The sequence below is a fragment of the Ekhidna sp. genome, from assembly GCF_965221965.1.
Lineage (GTDB): Bacteria > Bacteroidota > Bacteroidia > Cytophagales > Cyclobacteriaceae > Ekhidna.
In genome coordinates this window covers 2,007,411-2,029,474 of record NZ_OZ244926.1, presented here as the reverse complement: position 1 = coordinate 2,029,474, position 22,064 = coordinate 2,007,411, and the positions used below count along the sequence as shown (strand labels likewise).

Annotated in this window: 15 protein-coding genes; 7 read left to right on the top strand and 8 right to left on the bottom strand. The window is 39.7% G+C overall.

Annotated elements, in window-relative coordinates; all coding sequences use genetic code 11:
* The first annotated feature begins 14 nt into the window (after window positions 1–14).
* The 4 genes from ACOQON_RS09705 to ACOQON_RS09690 all read left to right on the top strand — a co-directional run bounded on the left by ACOQON_RS09705 (window position 15) and on the right by ACOQON_RS09690 (window position 10,589).
* Window positions 15–725 (top strand): hypothetical protein, encoded by a 711-nt coding sequence (locus ACOQON_RS09705; protein WP_420575245.1) that lies wholly within the window; start codon window positions 15–17, stop codon window positions 723–725.
* A 440-nt stretch (window positions 726–1,165) separates the two neighbouring features.
* The gene (locus ACOQON_RS09700) at window positions 1,166–4,444 is read left to right on the top strand and encodes a hypothetical protein (RefSeq protein WP_420575244.1); all 3,279 of its coding nucleotides are present in this window, start codon (window positions 1,166–1,168) and stop codon (window positions 4,442–4,444) included.
* Between the two features lie 5 nt (window positions 4,445–4,449).
* Window positions 4,450–9,873 (top strand): DUF6443 domain-containing protein, encoded by a 5,424-nt coding sequence (locus ACOQON_RS09695; RefSeq protein ID WP_420575243.1) that lies wholly within the window; start codon window positions 4,450–4,452, stop codon window positions 9,871–9,873.
* Window positions 9,873–10,589: a hypothetical protein gene (locus ACOQON_RS09690; protein ID WP_420575242.1), complete on the top strand. Its 717-nt coding sequence runs from the start codon at window positions 9,873–9,875 to the stop codon at window positions 10,587–10,589. The genes ACOQON_RS09695 and ACOQON_RS09690 overlap by 1 nt, the downstream gene beginning before the upstream one ends.
* Window positions 10,590–10,777: 188 nt before the next feature.
* Here ACOQON_RS09690 and ACOQON_RS09685 read toward each other — a convergent pair whose 3' ends face one another.
* On the bottom strand, window positions 10,778–11,704 hold the full coding sequence (locus ACOQON_RS09685; RefSeq protein WP_420575241.1) for a transposase: 927 nt from the start codon (window positions 11,702–11,704) through the stop codon (window positions 10,778–10,780).
* 602 nt (window positions 11,705–12,306) lie between these two features.
* On the opposite strand from ACOQON_RS09685, the gene ACOQON_RS09680 reads away from it, so the two are divergent.
* Both ACOQON_RS09680 and ACOQON_RS09675 read left to right on the top strand, forming a co-directional pair.
* Window positions 12,307–13,458: a hypothetical protein gene (locus ACOQON_RS09680; RefSeq protein WP_420575240.1), complete on the top strand. Its 1,152-nt coding sequence runs from the start codon at window positions 12,307–12,309 to the stop codon at window positions 13,456–13,458.
* Between the two features lie 591 nt (window positions 13,459–14,049).
* Entirely contained in the window at window positions 14,050–14,565 is a 516-nt protein-coding gene (locus ACOQON_RS09675; protein WP_420575239.1) for a hypothetical protein, read from the top strand.
* Here the strand turns inward: ACOQON_RS09675 and ACOQON_RS09670 are convergent, their stop codons facing one another.
* The 4 genes from ACOQON_RS09670 to ACOQON_RS09655 form a co-directional block, all read right to left on the bottom strand.
* Window positions 14,566–16,977 carry an ABC transporter permease gene (locus tag ACOQON_RS09670; protein ID WP_420575238.1) on the bottom strand — a complete coding sequence of 804 codons (2,412 nt, stop codon included), beginning with the start codon at window positions 16,975–16,977 and terminating at the stop codon, window positions 14,566–14,568.
* An 85-nt stretch (window positions 16,978–17,062) separates the two neighbouring features.
* On the bottom strand, window positions 17,063–17,848 hold the full coding sequence (locus ACOQON_RS09665) for a M48 family metallopeptidase (RefSeq protein ID WP_420575237.1): 786 nt from the start codon (window positions 17,846–17,848) through the stop codon (window positions 17,063–17,065).
* Entirely contained in the window at window positions 17,845–18,330 is a 486-nt protein-coding gene (locus tag ACOQON_RS09660; RefSeq protein WP_420575236.1) for a DUF4870 domain-containing protein, read from the bottom strand. Before ACOQON_RS09660 ends, ACOQON_RS09665 begins: the two co-directional genes overlap by 4 nt.
* Complete coding sequence (locus ACOQON_RS09655; protein WP_420575235.1) at window positions 18,327–18,911, bottom strand: DUF4389 domain-containing protein; 585 nt, start codon at window positions 18,909–18,911, stop codon at window positions 18,327–18,329. Before ACOQON_RS09655 ends, ACOQON_RS09660 begins: the two co-directional genes overlap by 4 nt.
* Window positions 18,912–19,084: 173 nt before the next feature.
* On the opposite strand from ACOQON_RS09655, the gene ACOQON_RS09650 reads away from it, so the two are divergent.
* Window positions 19,085–19,570, top strand: a complete 486-nt coding sequence (locus tag ACOQON_RS09650) for an RDD family protein (RefSeq protein WP_420575234.1) — start codon at window positions 19,085–19,087, stop codon at window positions 19,568–19,570.
* Window positions 19,571–19,603: 33 nt separating this feature from the next.
* Here the strand turns inward: ACOQON_RS09650 and ACOQON_RS09645 are convergent, their stop codons facing one another.
* The 3 genes from ACOQON_RS09645 to ACOQON_RS09635 are packed head-to-tail and all read right to left on the bottom strand — an operon-like array spanning window position 19,604 to window position 21,945.
* Window positions 19,604–20,278 (bottom strand): hypothetical protein, encoded by a 675-nt coding sequence (locus ACOQON_RS09645; RefSeq protein ID WP_420575233.1) that lies wholly within the window; start codon window positions 20,276–20,278, stop codon window positions 19,604–19,606.
* A gap of 58 nt (window positions 20,279–20,336) precedes the next feature.
* A complete protein-coding gene (locus tag ACOQON_RS09640; protein ID WP_420575232.1) occupies window positions 20,337–21,272 on the bottom strand; it encodes a helix-turn-helix domain-containing protein in 936 nt (311 codons plus the stop codon).
* 1 nt (window position 21,273) lies between these two features.
* Entirely contained in the window at window positions 21,274–21,945 is a 672-nt protein-coding gene (locus tag ACOQON_RS09635; RefSeq protein ID WP_420575231.1) for a VOC family protein, read from the bottom strand.
* Window positions 21,946–22,064 lie beyond the last annotated feature (119 nt).

Here is a 22,064-nt window from a genome sequence, read left to right as displayed (position 1 = left end):
CAATAAATTATCCCATGAATAAGTCATTGCTTACGTATTCCTCTTCTACTTCCATTTTTGGTCCATTAAGTAGGAGTTTAAAGACCATTGTGAATGACATGGATAAAGAGGAGTTTCATGATCACGGACCCACCTCTATTGTACTTCTTTTTGCACTTATTCAAGGCTATCTCTCTCAGGTTTTTATAGAAACGTTACGTAACTCGGAAGATTATCGAAAGTGCCAACAAGAAAAACTAATGATACCGTACCGGGCTTTGACGGATCTGATTATAAATCCTGCTTATAATCTGAGGGATATAAAAGCAAATTACAAATTACTTGATATCAACTTAGCTAAAGTTGATAATACCAATTGGAATGCAATTAATCACTTAAATAACATTCGTAATCTAGTGGCACATGGATTTCCAATTGTATATCACGAAATGCGCCTGAGAGATTTAGATACTAAGGAACTCGATATACTTGGCACTAAGTTCTCATTGGAAGAGTCATTTAAGTATTTGAAAAATAATAATCTCATTGACTACACCTTCGAGAAAGAGAACTGGAAGCCAGGTCCGGATAATCGTTTTGAAATCTTTCATTTTAAGGTTGTAAAATTCTTTGTTCAGTCTTGTCAGGATTTTATTAAAAAACTCAGAGCAACTACCAAGATATCTCATGGTATGGGATCGGACCGCTTCATTAATGAATTTGTAGAGTGGGACATTAAGTCTTAACTAATGAGCAGTAATCTCATCGAATTCGAATCTTATCGATTGTACCTGAAATTCAAATTGATGTGTGGTATGGTTTCGGGGTATAGATTTTTCCATATAGAACATTCATAAATCCCTAATATATCATGTAAAGCTTTTTTTTAGCGCAATTTTAGCTGTCTTCTAAGAAGCAACTTCGGTGTTTGAGTCCCTGCGTAATCACTTTGAAAACAAGCACCTGCAGAAATGTGAGTTTTTTATGCGCGTGGTATAGTTGCCAATTAGGTCTATAAGTGAAGTATTCAAGCAGCCATATTACCAAATAGGGTCTGTCACTTACCAAAATCCTTAATGCATATAATCAATTTTTCATCATTTCTAGTAACTAACTGAATAATTTATTTTATTTGGTGCTTTGCTTATACCTCAGTGCTTGTTTCACTTCATTACAACCTAACCAAATGAATCTAATTTTATTTAAGTCACTGCTTGCAGTGATGTTTTTCACCCTGTGTATAGCACTTAATGCACAACAAGGCTCATTTGTCGACACTTATGCCAACTATCATGAGCGAATAATTCCTGAAACTCCTAATGCGGCATCTATTGGACAATATGGAGAAGTTCCTGTTGACCTGTCAACAGGTGTTCCTCAGATAAAGATTCCAATTTATACCGTCAGTGTAGATGGGGCAGAAATACCCATTTATTTAAGCTATCATGCTTCAGGGATTAGAGTAGATCAGTTATCCAGCTCAGTTGGCTTGGGTTGGTCTTTGAATGCAGGCGGAGGAATTTACAGAACCATTGTCGAATACCCAGACGAAACTGGATGGGCGAAACCTGATACAATTCAGTCAATAGACCAATTCATGAGTCAAAATGGAAACGGGGGTTATTGGGTTCATAAATATATAACTGATGTTTACTCACAAATTGATAATCAACCTGATGATTTCAGGTATCAATTTGGGGGGCAATCAGGAACTTTTTACTTTGATGAAGGCGCCAATCCAGCGAACATTGTTAGCAAACTTGTCAAAGATTACAACGATCAAGCTTATCTAGAGCCCGCAATCAGTAATTACAAATTCTCCTTCAATGCATATGATGGGAATGGCAATAGATATGTATTTGATGGGGCGATAGAGCAAAATAATGGTTACACAATCTCTGCTAGCACGGGAGATAACGGGACAAGTGGTAGTGAGATAGGTAGAGAGTATGGTGATACTGGGTGGTTACTTGGAAAGGTGACAACTAAAAACGGGTATGAGATTGATTTTGATTACACGCCATATGAATTTGACTATTTGTTAACCACTAGTGAATCAATAACTCAAGCAAGGTGGTGTGATATTGGCACAAATGGAACAACAGGGTATATGCCAGGCACTGAAAATGTTTGTGGATGTGAAGGACAGAAGACAGAAGGAAGTGCCGGTCAAAGATATCATTATCGAACACGTGTTACCACAGAGAGAAGCCCTAAAAATCAACTTATAAAAAATATTACTACCTACAAGGAAAAGGTCTCCTTTTATTATTCAAATGATGCCCTCGCTTCTAATTGGAAGAAAAAATTGGATAGCGTTGTGGTTAAGGATCTGCTGACTCAAAAAACCAAGAAGTTTGTATTTGGTTATAGTCGTTTTTCTGGTGATCCACGATTAAAGTTGGAGTATGTGCGAGAGTATGGGTTTGATGGAAGTAAAAAGCCTGCGCATGTATTTACTTATTACTCGGGTAACCTTCCCCCGATTGATTCATATTCTAAAGATTATCATAACTATTATAACGGAAAAATAAATAACGGACTAGTCCCTTTCACACGCGGGCTTTATACGCATGTTTTTGATGGAAATTACCATGATTTTGTTGCCGACCGTCAACCCGATTTTTATTACCTCAAAATGGCCTCATTGCATTCGATTACCTATCCAACTGGTGGTCGAACAAAATTTACATATGAGCCAAATCTAGATACAGTAAGTGTAGGAGGAAATCCTGTTTTTGATCATAAAAAGATTAAGCTTTCTAATACCATTTATGATTCTGTAAGGATCGAGGGACCCAACACTATTTTTAGTGTCGAAATTGAAATAGATAACCCGCTTGGTAAGAATGATTTGCAAGGATTATTTCATGACCATGTGATTGAGCACATTGGATTTTCCTCCGAATGTGAATATGATCCTAGCTACCCAAATATAGACTGTGCTAAATGGAATTTATATCCTGATGGTTCCACCTCTTCAGTATTTCCAACTGACATAATAGTTTTTGCAGATGGAATTAGATATCTACCGTCAGGAGGATTTTACAGGTTGGAATTGAAGGTTGAAACTTCTGTGCTTAACGCTAATCCAAATGCCGATATTTATGTTGAACTAAGTTGGGTGGATGAGAGGCAAGAGAGGGTAAATTATTGTGGGGGGTTGCGCCTTCTAAAAAAGGAGAATTACGGTAATATGGATAAGCTTGTTGGTGCTACCATGTATCGTTATAAAAATTTACTTGGAGATAACTTTTTAATTGATAATACATGGAGGGAATATGGAGATGGAGCGAATAAATATGTATTTAGCTCAAATAATAGAGCACTTGATCCTTTTACTATTAAAGCTGGTTACTTTAATACTGAGGTATCAGAACTTCGAATAGGGAATAATGATACTATTGAGAGTATTCATTACTATTCTCAGCTTCCAAAAAGAAAAAACTTACTTTCTCAGAATGATAAAATTGCCATGGTAGATGAAAGTGGGGTAAGAGAAGAAAGATTATTTGAGGATAATTACACCAATACATCGTCACTTAGTTTTTACACAATTGGTGACAAGGATATGTGTGTCAGTTTTGCTGGTCAACCAATCCCATCTCCAAACCCAATTGAAATAGAGCAAAATCAACTTGCTTATGACTACCCAAACCACAGACTATTTACCTCAAGATCCATTCAAAATAGAGTTGAAAGACAGATATACTATGTCAGAGATGGAATAAATGTAAAAGAAAAGGAGGAGGTAACTAATATCAGTTTTAATTCACATGCTCTCCCTGAAGAAAAGCTAGTGACGCTATCTGATGGGCGCACCTTGAAAACTGAATATACGTATTCATTTGATCATCCGGAATTATCTCCAATAAGTGGGAGCAATTGCATCACAATTCCGATTACACAAAAAACATATATCAATGATATTTTGGTTGACGGACAGGCCGTTGAATTAGATTCTTTTGGTAATGTAATAAAAGTATACAGATACAACAGAGGTCAAGGGAGCAACTCTTCAGGTTTAGATTACATTCCTAATGACTTTGAATGGGTGCAGGAATTTGAGTTGGAAGATGGAAAACCCATCAGTTCAGTAAATAATGCTGGGATCAAAACAACCTATATATGGGGACACGGAGGTAAGTACCCAATCGCTAAAATTGTTAATAGTGACCCTGCTATAGTCGCAAGCCAGCTCAATGTCAATACCGAAGACCTGGCTAACCTTGGATCTAGCTATTTAACTGCAGTCAATTCTTTAAGAAGTTCGCTCAGCAATTCATCAATTACAACATTTGATTATACCGAAACAGGCCTGACTGAAATCAAGGATTCAAACAATCGATCCACTCATTACAAGCGTGATGGCCTTGGTAGACTTGTCAAGGTTTTGGATGATCAACTGCATTTACTAACCTCATATAGGTATTTCTACTACTCTTTATCACCACTTCACCACTAGTCATAATGAAAAATCTTTTATTCTTTTTTTTAATTCTTTCTTGTCTATTATCGATGGCTCAGTCGATTAATGGTCCGTCAACAGCTTCACCAGGATCTACAAAAACTTACAGTTTCAGCGGAGGGTTACCGCAGATGAATGAAGAATATATTTGGACGGTCTCTGCTGGCGGAACTTTGCCAACCGGTTGTTTTCCAGCACGTCCATCTCTACCCTGCGATTTTTGGACTGGGAGTAGCGTTGATATTGACTGGAGTTCAAATGGGACAGTGTATCTGGAGATTAAGAATACCTCTACCAATACCACAGTCGGCACCTATTCTAAAAGCGTAAATGTTTGTGTAAGTCCATCCACTCCAACTGTCCCAACTACATATGGTTGTGATAATACTGTAACACTTTCTCCAAGCTCTCCTTCCGGAACTTACCAGTGGTTTTACACAAACGACCCAACGAGCCTTCCTATATCTGATGGAACCTACATGGGTTTAACCTATAATGTGGGCACCAATGGACATACATTGACTATTTCAAACCTCTCTGGTTCAAAGACAGTCTATGTTAGACAAACTTCAACGGGTTGTGGAAACTCTGCTCTTGCGAGTGCTACCGGTCAAATAGCGCTGGAGCCAACATTAGCAAGTGGGTCGGATGTTTCGCGTTGTGATGACGGTACTGTCACTTTATCGGCTACTCCAGGAGTTGGAGGAGATAACATAAAATGGTATTCAAGTCCCACGGGAGGAAATGTAATACACTACGGCAGCAATTTCACCACTCCTTACTTAACAAATACTACAACCTACTATGCGGCTACTTCTAGTTCAGTTTCTCAATGTGAAGACGCTGACCGAAAGGCTATTAAGGCAATCATTGTTGAGCCGAGTGAGGCTGGGACATTAACAGGGAATACCGAAGTGTTTGGAATGGCATCTGACACAATTTTTTTGGACGGAAATATTGTTGGGAATGTGATAAAATGGCAATATAGGACTACCGGAGGATGGAATGACATTCCAAAGCAGGACAGCTTCTATAAATACAGCAATTTGCAAGAGCCAACCTACTTTCAAGCGGTGGTCCAAAATGGAATTTGCGATCCAGTGTATAGCAATCAGGTTTTGATAAACGTATTGGAGGAGCCGGAAGTGGATTGGGGACTGACTCCAAATATTCGTCCCAATGTAGAAAAAACGATAACTATCGAGTCAGGGCATGCCAGCTATAAGTGGTTTCTTGAGGATTCATTGATACTTGAAGGCTCAACTGAATTAATCGTTCCAAAGGTTGGCAGATATAAGGTTGTGGTCACAAGTACCGGAGGTGCAGTGGATACAACAGGCTGGGCGGAGATCGGTAGCCAGCTGGATATGAATGAAAATGCGGTTGTAACCTATACCTACAAACACCCGATCGTTGACTCATCTAATTCAAGTGAGGATCTGGTTGATCATTTTGAGTTGGAATTGGAACAACAAAACATAGCTGTTAATGTGTTTGATGGTTTAGGGCGTCAGTCTCAGAGTATTGCCCTAAATGCCACTCCAAGTGGTACTTCAGATATGTTAACCCCAACCGAATATGATGAGCTGGGAAGACAATCAAAGTCTTATTTACCTTATGCTGAAGCTGATTTGTCAGGGGTATACAAACCAACTGCGGTCTTTGATCCGCAAACTCAGGGGTATCAGTCATCCAGACACTATAATTATTATACCAGTGTTAAAAATGAAGACAAAGCCTACGCAGAAACCCGATTTGAGGCCTCACCACTTAACAGGCCATTGGAGCAAGGCAGTCCTGGGGACCCATGGCAAATAGGAGGAGCAACGGTAACCTATCATTATGATATTGCAGATTCAGCCGAAGTAATATTATGGGAGTTTGATTCTTTGTTGGCTGGTAGTAAAAGAGTCTATGGAGGAAGTAGCCTTTATAAAAACACTACCACAGATGAAGATGGCAATCGAACTATTGAATACACAAATAGTACAGGGCAAACGATTCTGAAGAAGTCTGAGGTAAATGCCGTGGACTGGGCAGAAACCTATTACATCTATGATGTCTATGGAAACTTAGCAGTAGTTTTTCCACCCGAAGCAACTAACCGCTTAGATTCAGAATTCTTCGCACAAAATCAAGAAGCAAGAGAAGATTTTCTAAATACGTGGGGATTCTTATATGAATATGACTACCGCAACCGAATGACAATGAAAAAAGTCCCTGGTGCTGATAGTGTATTTATGGTTTATGACCCACGGGATAGATTGGTTTTAACTCAAGACGGGAATCAAAGAAGCGATGATCGATGGCTATTTACAAAATATGATGAACTAAACAGACCCATCCTAACCGGTATTTTGGAAAGTAAGAGATCGGCTTCCTATTGGCAGGAGTACTTGAAAAATCCACAGTTTCGATTTGAAGCATTAGACTCCACAGGAATTCATCTCTATTCAAACCGCAGCTTTCCAAGAGATTCAATACAACAATACTTGACGGTTACGTATTATGATAATTATGATTTTATGTCATTACCCAATAGTTCCTGGAGTTCATTAGGACTGGATTTTAACGATACGGAAAATCGGTTAACCCAGAACATCTCGGTTAAGGATCAGGTAACAGGCACAGTTACAAAAGCCGGGAATGACAATTGGATATACAGTGTCAGTTATTATGATAACAAGTATCGATTAATTCAGGCCCAAAGCACAAATCATCTTGGAGGCAATGATGTGGTCACCACCTATATGGATTTTATTGGTCAGGTCAATCGATCGGTAAGCTCACATAGTAATGGAGACACTACAATTACTACCACCCGCAGTTTTGTTTACGACCATATGGGAAGATTAAAGGAGACCTGGCACAAAATAGGTGATCAAGCGGATTCTGTTCTGATTGCCAGTAACCGATATGATGATTTGGGTCAATTAGAAGAGAAGGACCTACATGGCGGAAGGCAATCACTTGATTACTCTTATAATATTCGTGGTTGGCTTACCGAAATAAACAATAGCGACCTGACTCAGTCCAATGACGATGACCTATTTGGAATGAAGCTCTTGTATGATGAAGAAGATCCTTCCGTCACTAATGCCGGGTTACATAATGGCAATATTTCAGGTATGAAGTGGAGCACACCAGACGATCACAAAAATGCCAATATCACAGAGCGTGCTTACAGGTTTGAGTATGATGGATTGAATAGGTTGAAAGGAGCCTTTTCAAGAAGAAATAGAAATGGGTGGTCCAATACCAATCAATTTCGTGTACAATTAGCATATGATCTGAATGGCAATATCGAATGGTTATTGAGAAAAGACAAAGACGCTCAAGATTTGGATGACCTTACTTATGATTACAATGGTCATGGTAATCAGTTAGTGAGTGTTAGCGATGCAGGTATTGATACCGTAGGTTTTGTGGATGGGAATACATCTGGAGACGATTACACCTATGATACCAACGGCAACATGACCAAAGACCGTAACAAAGGCATAGACTCGATCTATTATAACCACTTGAATCTTCCGATAAAAGTAGAATTTGAGACCTCAGGCGATAGTATCACATACTTGTACGATGCGGCAGGAATCAAATTGAACCAGGTCGTTTATAAACAAGGTGATACACTCAAGGTGACAGATTATGTTGGAGAGTTCATCTATGAGACTGATACAAGTGGAGTGAGAAAACTTCAACTCATTCAGCATGAAGAAGGGAGAATTATTCCGAAGGACACACTTTGGGATTATCAATATCACTTGAAAGACCACTTAGGAAATGTGAGAGTGACGTTTAGTACTGAGCCGGAGAATTACACGATGGTTGAAACCTTCGAAACAGGAGAAGAAAACGGCTGGCAGGACTTACACAGACATACTAATAGTGATGCAAATACTACTGTATATCAAGATATGAGTGTTGGAGATGAAGTAGAACTTCTTCAAAGTGGACAAACAGGAGCTATGATATTCCTGAGTGTGAATAAGCGTGATACAATCAACTTATCTGTACAAGCGAACTATGAGAGTGCTCCGAGTGGTAATAATTTCTTAGGAACAGCATATAACACACTGTTCACATCCTTTGATAATGTATATGGAAGCGGAGTGCCTGAAGGAGGTGGAGTAAGTAGTTCTTCTACGGTATTTGACGATGCATTGAATGGAGGAGCAATGGCTGGAAAGGATGATTCGAACACCGCTCCGAGAGCGTTTTTGAATTACATTCTCTTTGACAAAGACATGAACTATCTCTCAGCAGGCTTCACCCAAATAACAACAGCCGCACAGGGTGTGGGCGTTCATGAGGAAGTAACGCTGGATATTGCCCCGTTTGAGCAGGATGGGTATGTGTTGGCATACCTGAGTAATGAGAATCAGGAGCCAATTACTGTCAACTTCGACGATTTCACTGTCTACCACGGTAAGACGAATGTTGTTTCTACGCAGGATTACTATCCTTTTGGGCTGACGTTTAATGAAAGTGTGAGGACGGCTAGTGTGGGGCAGAAGTATCTGTATAATGGGAAGGAATTACAAGAAGAGACTGGTTGGCATGATTATGGTGCAAGGATGTATATGGCAGATATAGGTAGGTGGGGAGCTGTTGACCCACTAAGTGAATATTATCAGTCTGCTAGTCCATATAATTATGTTCTAAACAATCCGATATCATTCATCGATCCTGATGGAACTATGGTGGAAGATCCAATTACTAATGTAATTGTATTGGTTGCGGATGATAAACACAATATCTTGGATTTGGCTAAAAGCTTAGCAGCACAAGGAAATGAAAATTGGCAATTGATAGGTTCAGATAATTTTGAAGATGCAGCAAACGATTTGAATGAGTATACCAATAATGGTGAACTTGAATTGGATAATTTGATAATCGGTTCTCATGGTGCTCCTGGAGGTATTATTGCTGATCGAAAGCCAATAACTAAAAATGATGTGAATGCAGTCAATAGTGGGTTGGAAAATATGGAAATAAAAGAAGCCTCAAATGGAAAAGATTACTATTTCAATGAAGTGGAAGTGGGTCGTTACAAACCAGTTATATCCGTGGAAGAAGCTAATAAGGTTAAATCAATGCAAAGCATGGCAAGTAATGTAAAAAATGGAGGTAATGTGATTTTTACTGCATGCTCTACTTGTTCCAATGAAAATGGAACAGCTCTTGGACAGGCTTTGTTTAAGGCTTTTGGAGGAAGAGTTAATGTATATCTCAACGGTGATCAGTCATCAATTGCAACATCAAATCCTGAAACGAAGGTTCAAACATTTTCGGGAGGGTCTTTGACTGCAGGTTCTCCAGTTAATGGATGGACTAAATTTGGGACAGATAATTCGGTTCGAAATATTGGAAGTCTGATAATTAATCTAAAAGGAAGAAGTCCAATTCAAGAAGAAAATTAATGAAAAACCATTTTTCGATATTAATTCTTTTTATATCTCTCAGTTTGAACGCTCAAGATACTAGACTTATAAGCGAGCATGTAAAAAATGCTTTGAAAATGATAAGCCAAGAATCATATGATTATGACAGCGCAATTTATGCTGGTGATTATGATTTTGTTAAATGTGAAACTTCATCTAAGGGGAGTGATTTTAAGTTGTATTTAAAGGGTGGAGAGGTAGCAAAGGTTTCTTGGGTAGAATTTGATTCAGATTTTGAAGTTTACCTATATGCATTAGGTAATATTAAATACGGCTTTATCTCCATCAATGGTAATCGTGTAAGCAAAGGGTTAATTGTTAGATCGGAAGTTGATGAGTTGTTTTACTTAAAGTTGACTAATGGATTTTTGGACTGGCTTGATCGTGATTCAATTAGTCATGAAGAGATCATAAATGATATTCAATCTATTTACTTTCTTAATGAAAATCTACATCCTAGAAACACAGCTAGTTTTAATAAAGGAGTTATTTCTAAACTTAAATTAGATGAAGTGTACTATGAGTTTGATAAGGAATGTGGTGAAGACAGCCTTAATATAAACGATATAGGATTTGACTTATTGGGTCTTTTGTTGACTGATATTGAATGTGGTTGGATCGTTGAATCTGGAACTGAAGAGAGATTCAAAGATTGGTTAGCTTATTACCAATTCGATAAACATAAATTGGATTAAGAGGCAACATCGGTCACGTTCCAAACCGTCACTTTCTTAGTTTAGCTCATGAAGTGAAGGTTTGATCTCCAAACTACTTATCTAATTAGGATTGTATCCATAGGAGATCATTTCTTAGAATCGCTGAATTTCGGAGCAAAACATCAATATTCACTAGTACAAATCAGTCTCAATTAAGAGACAAGCGGCTAATTGGAGCATGAAATGCACCATTGCTCTTGATTTTGTTTGATCCTCTGCTTGATGGCTTTGCTAGCCTCTGCTTTATTGGTTATTTCCTCATAAGATGCACACCCGCGGTATGCTTCATCCGGGGTTATTCCATCCAATACTTTTAGTGGCTTATTTTGATTGGCATCTGTGAAGAAGAAATCAACCTTTTCTTTCAGTTGGGATAAATTATGAATGCTTTGCTTTAATAGGAATTGGTGTTTTAACTGTCGGAATACGGCTTCAACCATTGAGTTAGACTGTTTGATATCTACAGAAGCCTGCAATCGCTTCATTTTCTTCGCTTGCAATATGTCGCTTACCTCATGATTAAAATTTTCAGATCCTCCGTCAACCACTAGCTTGGGTGGCTTATTATGACGCAGCTTTTTTGAGGCCATATTTATCACTTCTTTCATCATTTTTCCGGAAAGGTGATTGGCAATTTTCCACGCTAATATTTTGCGCGTGGCATTGTCAATGATTGTATAGATGTAACCTTTGGTGCCATTCAGACATTGATGGATGGAGACATCAGCGTGCCAATATTCGTTTGGTTGGGAAGCACGCAGAGGAAGGTAGCTTGCTTTTCGGTACCTCTGTTTCATTTTTCTCCACCTAAATAGTTGATTGTATTTGTACCAGGTATTGAGCGAAGCGTGCAGTACATTGTTTCTTTTAGCCCATAGCTGAATAGAGCTGATTCCCCAATGCCTGAATTTTGGTGCAGTTAATAACTTCTCTAACCCTCCAACTTCATCACTGGTGAGCTGATGACTAAATCGTTTTCGGCATAGTTTGATGGGAGACAATCCACATTGTGTTTTCCAGTTATAAAAGGTATTTCTGGAAATGCCAAAGAACTTTAGAGCGCTCCTGAGTGGGAGAATTTTTGAAGCTGACATAATAGCCTTAACTACTTTGTCTTTTCCTAGAGTGAGTTGTTTTTTGAAATCTTGTGATTGTTGGCATATGCTTGTTAAGGTATTGAGAAGCCTGCCGCAAGTGAAGAAAAAACCGGGATGTTTTTGAATACTTATTAGTAGAGATTCAAACGACTGAATGTCCCTGAAATCTTTGCCATAGTATTTACTCTCGAGCTCATTTTTCCACCGATAAATATTAGCGCGTGGTATCAATGCCAAAATACAGGGAGGACATAGTCCTAGTCTAACCAGATCTTTGAGGGAAGTGTGATAGGTTCTTCGGTTGTTCATGATAAAGGGACGCAAAGAAAGGCGCGGTTTATACAGGATTTCAATACCCACTTTTAGGTAATTGACATCTACGTGTATGACGATTCAAAGAAATTGATTGGAGAGAAAGAAGAAACAAAAAAGACTGCCCATACAAGGCAGTCTCTATCATTAAGAATCAGCTTCGACAATTTTTGCCGGTTGATAATTATTGTGAAATTAATAATGAAGGGGCAATTTCGGCATAATGCTTTTTCTGAAGATTAAATGATTTTATTTCTGGGGTTCCTTCCATTTACTGATCTTTGCGCGTGCGGTTCATTTCACTTCTTTTATTGGTTTTTATTGGCTTTGGAACATTGGCCCAGGTTAAAGTAGACGGCAAAGCCACGGGCCGTCATGCGGATGCTATTAACCGCGCAAAGGGAGCAAAACAGACTGCAGAGGAGCGTGGTGAACAGGCACGCAAACTTCAGCAGCAAGCAGAAGCAAGGAAGCTCTACAGTCAGAAATATGACAGTGTCGAAAGCGTCCGATTAGATTCCATGCAGGTGGGTCAGATATCAAAAGAAGATTCACTGGAAATCTCAAAAGAGATATTATCAGATTTTCCACCTGAGTACCAAGAGTTTATCCTGAACCCGGTCGAGCTGGATCCGGGGCTCAACACGGAGCAAGCTGATAGCATAGCCCTGGCAGAAGCCACAGCGGTACTGGAAGCTGAAGCACGAAAGTTTATGCCGGATGAAATGGGGAATGCGGAAGATCCGCTAACCCAGTTAAGCAATCCTGCAGAGGGATTGAATCCGTTGCAAAAGCCCACTAAACCCAACCCTAACCTGGTGAAGCCGGATGCAGCACGAGAGCTTTTCAAGAAAGTGGATCCTGAGCAGTTTCAGGAAGCACAAGCTGACATTCAGAAGCTAAAGAAAAAGTATAGTGAGTTGCCAGACACGCGCTATCCTGAGGAAGGAACCAAACGAAACTCATTGGAAAATGTCCCATTTAAAAAGCGTCTTTATTTTGGTGGGAATATCAGCCTGCAAAGCACGGATCCGCTGATACTTAGCACCAACCTCCAGTTGGGTTACTGGATCAATAAGAAATGGTTAGCTGGCACGGGTATTACTTTACGTGAGCAATTCACCGCGGAAGATACCACGTCGTTAACCACGGGGGACGGGCACGGCTACAGTGTGTTTACCCGCTATGATATTCCCAAAGGGTTCTTTGCCTGGGCAGAATTGGGGTGGCAAATAGATAAATCGCTTTTCGGTAGTGAGCAGGGGGAATCAAAAGGCTGGCAAAAAGCCTATTTATTGGGTGTGGGAAGAGAGTTTAAGATCGGTATCGTGCAGATGATGTCCATGATCATGTACGATTTCAATTATCAAAACAATGACTTGAACCCCAGTCCATGGGTATTTAGAATCGGCGTGCGGCTTAGTAAGAAGCCGGGGTGACGTGGTATAGTCTTGTGGTATAGTTTTTTCCGCTTTTGTCCAATGTGGTATAGTGAAAACATCATTTAAGACCATCTATTGGGTATTGCTTGCTGACTTGTAATCAGTAGGTCGTTGGTTCGAATCCGACTGGGGGCTCCACAAACCCACTCAAACGAGTGGGTTTTTTTATGTATTTATATGGATGAGAACCAACGACATAGCACAATCATGATGTTCGAAACCGCGTGCGGTTCACGAGAGGTAGTGCGGCATGGTAGTGGGTATGAGTAATCCGACTGGTGGCTCACTTTAAACCCTGACAGATTTTTCTAGTCAGGGTTTTTTATGCAATTCTATTTGTTCCCCTTACAAACCACTACCTTTACCTTGCTCTGGTACAGCAATATACAAACCTGAGAATTTTACCTTAAATGGGTTTGTTCGGCGCGCTAGATCACGCCCACTATGGGGATCATCGAATGTGCTGACTGACTCATAATCTTTCTTTATAAGAGGTTTGATATGTGCGTGCCAGAGTTTTTTTGTTTCGGATACTTGATCGCTCGCATTGAATTGTTGTAGTTTTAATTCCGATTAAAGCATTGATTGATGAGATTGAAGTCCTTAGCAATAATTAGCCTTATCCTCGTCGCATTTTCCGGCCAGGCACAAATCTGTAAGTATGTGGTCAACGAAAAAGATCCGCTCACAGATGATATCATCCGAACTGTTAAAACCCGCCTTACTGGTCCAACACCTTTTTACTACTTCTATTATATCCGCAATGGGAGTGACTATAAGTTTCAGGTAGAGGTGGGAGATTATGGAGAGCTTAGCACTTCCATTCCCAAGGGGAGCGAGCTGGTAATGCGTGCAGGTAATGGCAAAGTAATTCGAATGACTTCCATTGATAAAGCAGATCCTGAGGTTATAAATGACTTTGGGAGTAAAATCACACAATACAAGGTAACTTATCAAATGACTGAACAGGATATGACGGATATTGCTGAATCAGGGATTGTTTTTATTCGAATCAAAGACATGAAAAATACATTCAGCGATCAGGAAATACCGGAAGCTGTGGTTCAGATATCAAAGGAAAACGCTGAGTGTATTTTCAAATAGCTATTCTGCTCGAAGGGTTTCGGTCGGGTTCTTGTTCGCATTGATCCATACCTGCGAAAGGATAGTTGTAAGAGCTATCGTCCCAACAATTATTAATGTCGGTATGAATATCGTGTAATCTACTGGTGCATGAGAGGCCATCTCATTAACCCATAGCCCATTCACCCACATTGCAAAAGGAATTGCAATGACAGAGGTTATGGTAATCATTACGAGAAACCCTTTGCCCATGGAAAGGGTCAGGGACCGAAACGAAGCACCCAGAACCTTTCGAATACCTATCTCTTTTACTTTGGTTTTCAATTCGAAACTAACCATTCCCAAAAAGCCAAGTCCGGTAATGGATAACGCTATCATAGCCACGTAGGCCAGGATATTCCCCAGGTCGTAGAAAAACTGATAGAATTCGTCCAGTTGCTCATTTAGAAAACCTCCTTCATATTCTCTGGTTGCGTCAAAGGACGTCCATGCTTCTTCAAACTTCTTATTCTGAGCAATCATATCTTCACTTCTAACTTTAAGGTATGCATATTCATATCTGTCAGGCATGATTCTTAAGGCAAGTGGACGTATTGATTTCATCAATGGCTCCCAATGATAGTCTTTAACGACACCAATTATCTGCAGACCAAGTGTATCCAATGTCATTGTTTCACCTATCGCCTGACTGGCAGATTCGAATCCATACGTCTCTACAGCCGTTTGATTGATTATGAGAAACTTTTCATTTTGAGCGGAAATGTCTTTGGGGAAGTTTCTACCGGCAATCAACTCCAGTTCCATTACATCAACATAATTTGGATCAACAGAAAAATAATACAGTGTAATTGGTTCCTGATCTTTTTTCCATTGAGCTCCGCCTCCATGGGACCGTCCTACTGCAGGATGATGGGAGGTGAAAGTCACATTCTCTACTCCTGAAATTGACTCAAAATGCTGTTTGATGGTAGATGGGTTCTGTTTGTGGGTATTTATATAGAAAACCTCTGATTCATTGAACCCATAATTTGAGTTGACCAAAAACTCTCCCTGCTTGTTGAGGATGAGTATGGTTACTAGCATGATAATGGATAGACTAAACTGAACACTAATCAACGTCCGCTTTCCGGTCAGGTGTTTGAATATTGACCGTTTCCTTGACCTGACGATAGAGATGCTCCCTTTTAGCGAATTGACTGCCTTGATTTTTGACAGGAAAATAGCTGGACCGATCCCGGTAAATAGTCCTAATATTAGTGTGAATAGAATGAAATATCCGTACGTGCCAATTGAATCCTCCAGGGATATGCCAATCATACTAAAAATCCATATTTCATTGAATGAGATGATCAGGAAGCGATATATCAGTACCGCAAGTAGTAGGGATATGAATGCTGTAATTACCGACTCAGTTAAAAACTGTGATATGATTTGTTTTTTGCTGGCGCCATTTACTTTTCTTATCGCTATTTCCTTCGCTCGACTGAGCGCTTTGGCAATGGATAGGTTGGTGTAATTGATTGAGGCGGTAACCAGTACAATGAATCCCAAAAGCCCGAAAAACACCAGTACAAACCACGGTAAGGTGAATGCAATTTCATTGGAAGTCAATCCACCCGGAACTATATCATTCATCGACTGAAGACGAAAAACCATTTCTTGTTCGTCCTCCTCATATTCTATTTTCTCTGCTGCAAGCTTATTAATAGCATCCTCAGCCTCATTTTTAAATGATGGATCACTCAAAACCAAATAGTTATATCCGCTCCAGTGTTCTTTCCAACTATTGTAACTATCGGAAACCAGATCTTTTTCTGCGAGAACTGGAAGGGTATTCAATGACCCCAATGCTTCGAATTGCAAATGTGTTTTTCCCGGAGGACGCTTGACCACACCGGTCACCTTATAACTCCCATGGTCCTCAAATTCAATGGTCTGACCCAGCGCAGACTGATCCGGAAACAATTTTTCAGATAGCTCCTCACTCAAAACAATGCTAAATGGTTCGAGCAATGCGTTTTTGTTTCCCTCTTTTAGCTCAAAAGCAAAAACATCAAAGAATGCCTCATCAGCATAAAGTGATTGAATGTTTAAGATCTTATGAGGAGACCTTATTTCGCCTCGGAAATAGGAGTTGAGGTTGCTGCCACCCTGGATATACGAATATCGCTCGACGAGCTCGTTTTTGAAAGGAAGGGGAGAGGAGGCATACTTTTCATCGAACGGACCCTCGTGCCCTTTGGCATCAGTGGTGATACGGTATATTCTATCGGCATGTGGATGGAATTTATCATATTGGAAGTGATCATACACCAATAAAATCAAGACAAGGCACACAGACATGCTCAGTGATAAACCGAAAATATTTAATCCGGTGAATAGCTTGTGCTTCCAGAGGTTCCTGAAAGCAATGGTAATGTAGTTTTTTAGCATCCTTTTGGTTTTTGAGTCAGTTCATAAGACAGTCACTGAATCAAGGATGTTGCAGGCTGGAAAAGGTTGTAGGGAAAACTATTTTTTATAATTCTTTCTCAAGCAATTCTTTCCAATCGATTTCAAACTCTTTTTCCTCAAACCCCTCCGGTAATTGATAGGAGAGTGCCCCCTCTATCCGATTTTTGGAATTTGGATGTGTGGCTATGATTTCCAAATCATCAGGATAGGTTTTTTCTTCTGCCTTGAGTTTGGTAAAAAAGTGCGCAAGACGTGCCGGATTGATCTGCACTCTGGTCATTAGGTCATAGGCAAATTCATCAGCCTCACGTTCTTGCTTTCTATCAAATCCGGTAGAGATTAGAATCTTGGAGATTTCGGAAATCATCACTGCGTCTCCACCACTAAGAACCGCCACAAGCACACTGAGTCCCAACTCTTTCATTAGCCTGTCCACAAGGTCTCCATTTTCGTGATGACCAATCTCATGCGCCAGGATTCCGGCGACTTGCTCGGGGTTGTCGGCAAACTTCAGAAGGCCTGAAAAAACATAAATATGTCCATCTATTGTGGCAAAAGCGTTTACCTCCCTGCTATTATCAATGAGGTGAAATTTGTATTCGTATTTTTTCTCCCGGAGAGAATCAAGCAATCTCGAGGTAATTGGCGATAGCACCTTTTCTACGGTGCTGTCAGGATAAAATACAAATTCATCCTCCAGGTCGTCCATGATCAATTCGGCCAGATCTTTTTCCCGCTCTCTGCTCAGGCGAAACTCAGAGTCAGGCAGACTCAGTGGCCGCCAGGTGAAGGCGAGCCAGATGAGCCCAAAAATCAACACAAGGATCAGCAGCTCACGCCAGACTTTCATCGAGGAGGTAAATTTTGAATTTCACTTTCATCTACATCTTTCTTTTTGAAGACCATTTCATAAGAAAGTCTTCCAAAAAACAGGAAGTAGTACATTCTTCCTTTCCTGGCTTTTACCGCGCCTACGATGCTAAAAACAAAATAGGCGAGGTTAAATATGATCGCCATAATTAAATAGCCCTTGAACGTGTCGGTTAGTTCCCAATCGAAAAAATAAATGCGAATGCCCCAGTAAACCCCAATGGCATTGATGATCGTCGTTGGGAGCTGACTGATAAGAGACTGTAAAGAATGAAAGTGTACAAACAGGCCTTTCGACCTGTTTGTGAAATAATATACGACCGCTGCGATGAGGTTGATGATGGGTAATGGCAGCCCTATGGCCACTGACGCAAACATCATGAGGTATGAGCCCATGGCATCATCCTTTTCTCGCTCGCTTAGTTCGTTTGGTTGTGGTATTTCGTGGTATTCGTTACTCATGGTTTTCCTGAAAATGGCGGATACTCATCTGTCATAAATGACATATAAACATTTACTCGGGTGCCCCAGCGAAGCGTTCCCACATTGAACTCATGCCAGCTCTGAGGGTATTCTCCAGTAAAAAGGACCACCCACCATGCTAAAAATTGCAGCACCATTGTGGCGATGGTTCGAAAGAACAGCAAAAACATGTGTGGTAGAATTACATAGATGCCACCCAGCAATGTACGGAGGATTAGTATTCCTCTGCTAAGTCTCTCCGGGTACGGAATCTCTAATGTGACATAGTCATCTTTTGCATTGATTCCGAAGGGCGGGTAGCCATCACATAGATTATAGATGCGTGCATTCACTCGCAGGTTCCATCGATAAAGGCCTTCCTGAAATTCAAAAAAGCTTTGTGGGTACTTCCCGGTAAAGAGCACGATCCACCAGGAAATAAAGGATAGAATGGCACCCCACAATGACACAAAAATCAAAAGGAAAATGTGAGGCAATACAATATAGATGGCCCCAAAAAGAGTCCTCAGAAGCAACTCTCCTCGAGAGTATCGCTCCTGATACTTGATGTCTAATTTCATTTAAGTTAAGGTTAGGTTTTGATGTAATTTAATGAGTGAATGACAATTTGAAAAAGCTGAAGTCCTGAGCGGTATCAAGTGAACACTGAATGTCCAATAGGTTTACTTAATTGGCATATATGGTATAAATGCGCTAATTTGATTGACATTAAACTAATTAAACCTAACTAATTATGTCAGAAAGTAAATACGCTGGATTTTGGCTCAGATTTGTAGCCTACATTATTGATTACATTATTCTATACGTTATCAATGGTTTTGTTATCATTCCAATCCTCGCAGCTGTTGGTCTTAGTATTGGCGCTGCGAGCGAAGGCTTTGATTTTAATACCATGACAGAAGGAGACATCATTGCAATGGGCTCGGCGATTATGGGAGCCATTTTCGCTGGAGGTATTCTTACCCTTATCATCTCTATTTTGTACTACGCTATTATGGAAGCAAGCAAATATCAAGCAACTGTTGGGAAGATAGCGCTAGGCCTAAAAGTGACTGATATGAACGGTAAAAAGCTGGATATTGGGAAAGCAGCATTACGACAAATTGGAAAAATACTTTCAGGAATCATATTGCTGATAGGTTACATCATGGCCGGATTCACTGAAAAGAAACAGGCGTTGCATGATATGATTGCAGGAACGCTTGTCGTGAAAAAATAATTGAAAGAATTTTTGATGTTGACAAACCCCGAATCAATTCGGGGTTTCTTTTTTTAAGCTCTGTTGGCGAATGGAAGTTACATGGTAAAATATGGCCATGGGCAATAGAAATGCTGCTAGGAATATGTATGGCATTCGAACGAATCCATAATTTCCACTCATCATATCTGAGAAATAATAGGATGATATGAAGCTATAGACAGTTAATCCGAGGATAGCGAGGGACAGAATGTTCCATATCAGAATAGCTTTGGATTTAAAGATGCCTTTCTGAACAAGCACCCCGACAATAAGTGCGGTGATACCTACCAGGATATCATAATTTAACCCCTCGAATGTTGCTTTCTTGGGAAATATACCTATTAGAAAAGCACCATAAATCAATAGCTCAACCAGTATTCGAAATGACTGTATGTAGATGGTTTGATGATCTGGGGTTTTAGCAATCGCTTCCTTTACCCACTTTTGGGAAGTATATACGATAATACCCAGAATCGCAGGAACAACAATGAGCAGTGGGACACGAGGGGGAAAGTTAAAATCTTCCAGCCACCCACTGTTTGATAAAGTGAAAACATAAATAAACCATCCTATGATGATAAAGGAATACGTCCTTTTTCTTTTTGCAGGGCGATCACTCTTGTTTAGAATCATTAGCGGTGCAAAAACTATTGCCACCGTGAGAAGATAAAATCCTATTTCTATCATTTTTCAATCTTTGTGTCAAAAATAGGAGGAGATCAGAATCAAGGACTATTCAAAATTGCTAATTCCGAAACCTGAATCCTAAAGGAGTAATACCTCTGCTTCTCTTAAAAAACTGATAGAATGAGTTTGTTTCTTCAAAACCAATTCTATGAGCAATTTCATAAATCTCAAGATTGGTCTTTAGCAGTTGCTCAGCCTTTTGGAGACGTATTTTTGCTAAATACTGATGCGGGGTACAGGCATACACTTCTTTGAAAATCCTTAGGAAGTGGTATTTTGATAGCGTGGCTATCTGTGCCAATTCGTCTATAGTAATGGGATTGTTAAATTTCTCATGTATGTAATCCCGAGCCCGACTTACTCTTACAATCAACTCCTTTCTTGTGGACAATTTTTGTGCGTTGATTTTTTGAAGTCCTTTGGCACTTTCACCATTTTTAATCAGCAGGTGGATTAGCATATCTGACAGCAACTTATTCTCAGCATCTTCATTCACTTTATCATTAAGAGTATAAAAATCCTGGATCTTCTGAATATGTAGCTTCAGTTCTGAATCCTTCCAATGCGAACAAGTGACATGATGATTCTGAATGTTATTATTTGGTTGATCTAGGAGGCTTTCATGAGACGAGATTGCTGAATACAGCGTTTGATGATATAGCTGATCACTGAAATGGATATTAAAGGTTAAGGTTTCATCTTCTGATATATTTAAATCGTACGTGTCCCCATGATTTACCAGACAATAAGTATCAGAGGAAACACTGACTTCTTTGCCATCTGCTTTTACATGACTTTTTCCTTTGTGGTTGGTGAATAAGCTAAAAGGTGCCTTAATATTATTTCTCTCGGTTTTGCTGCTTAGTGTATTTAATACCACATTTGGCCATCCCTTCTTCTTGAGTTTTACATTCTCCGCTCCATTTTGATTTTCAAAATTGGTTCTGGATTGCTCTTGGATCCATTTAAGGTCTGGAAACTGATTGAGTAACATGCTACTTTGGGGTGATAATTAGGTTTTCATCAGGATAAGAGATGCCGTATCTCTTCCTATCATTTTCTATTACGCATGAAAAAGGGAAAGAATGAGCTTTATCGTCATTGGGAATCCAGTCCTTTTGATTGTAGTCGATAGTAATGAAAAGACCGGTTTCCGATCCAACAGCGCAAAATCGTTCATAATCTCCACTAAACTTTAAAAGTCCACATTCCTCTTCGAATTGATTAAAAGTTGAATTTACATCCGCGACTGGCAAACCGATTTCACTTATATGCTGAAAAGATGAAGCATCGAAGTTGTCAACAGACGAAATCTTCAAATTCTTTCTGGCGATTAACTCGACGATGTTACCGGCAGGATCGTAAAAATAAAGTGCCTCAGCGTTCCAGCTTTTGAAATCCACAATCTCATCTCCGTGAAAAGGGAGAACCTTTGTTTTGCTTTTGATCCAATTCAGTGCATCACCTATTTGATAGGAGGGGATGTTGATGGCAAAATGGTAATACATGCTTTGCTCTGACTGCTCAAAAATCAAGTTGGTTTCACCTACTTTGAGCTTTATTGAATCTTGGCTGCTATCAAGCAACTCTATGCCAAGTAGGTCAGTGTAGAATGGTTCTACTTCTTTTAGCTTGGAGGTGTAAAGAGTGAGCTCCTTGATTTTCATTTACAATTAAGATACAAAAAAAGCCCCAAATTGCTTCGGGGCTAAATCTATCAGCTCTTAAAATAGTTTAACCTAATCGTATTATGAGAGTGGTGATAGATTGTTCGTTTACACGTATA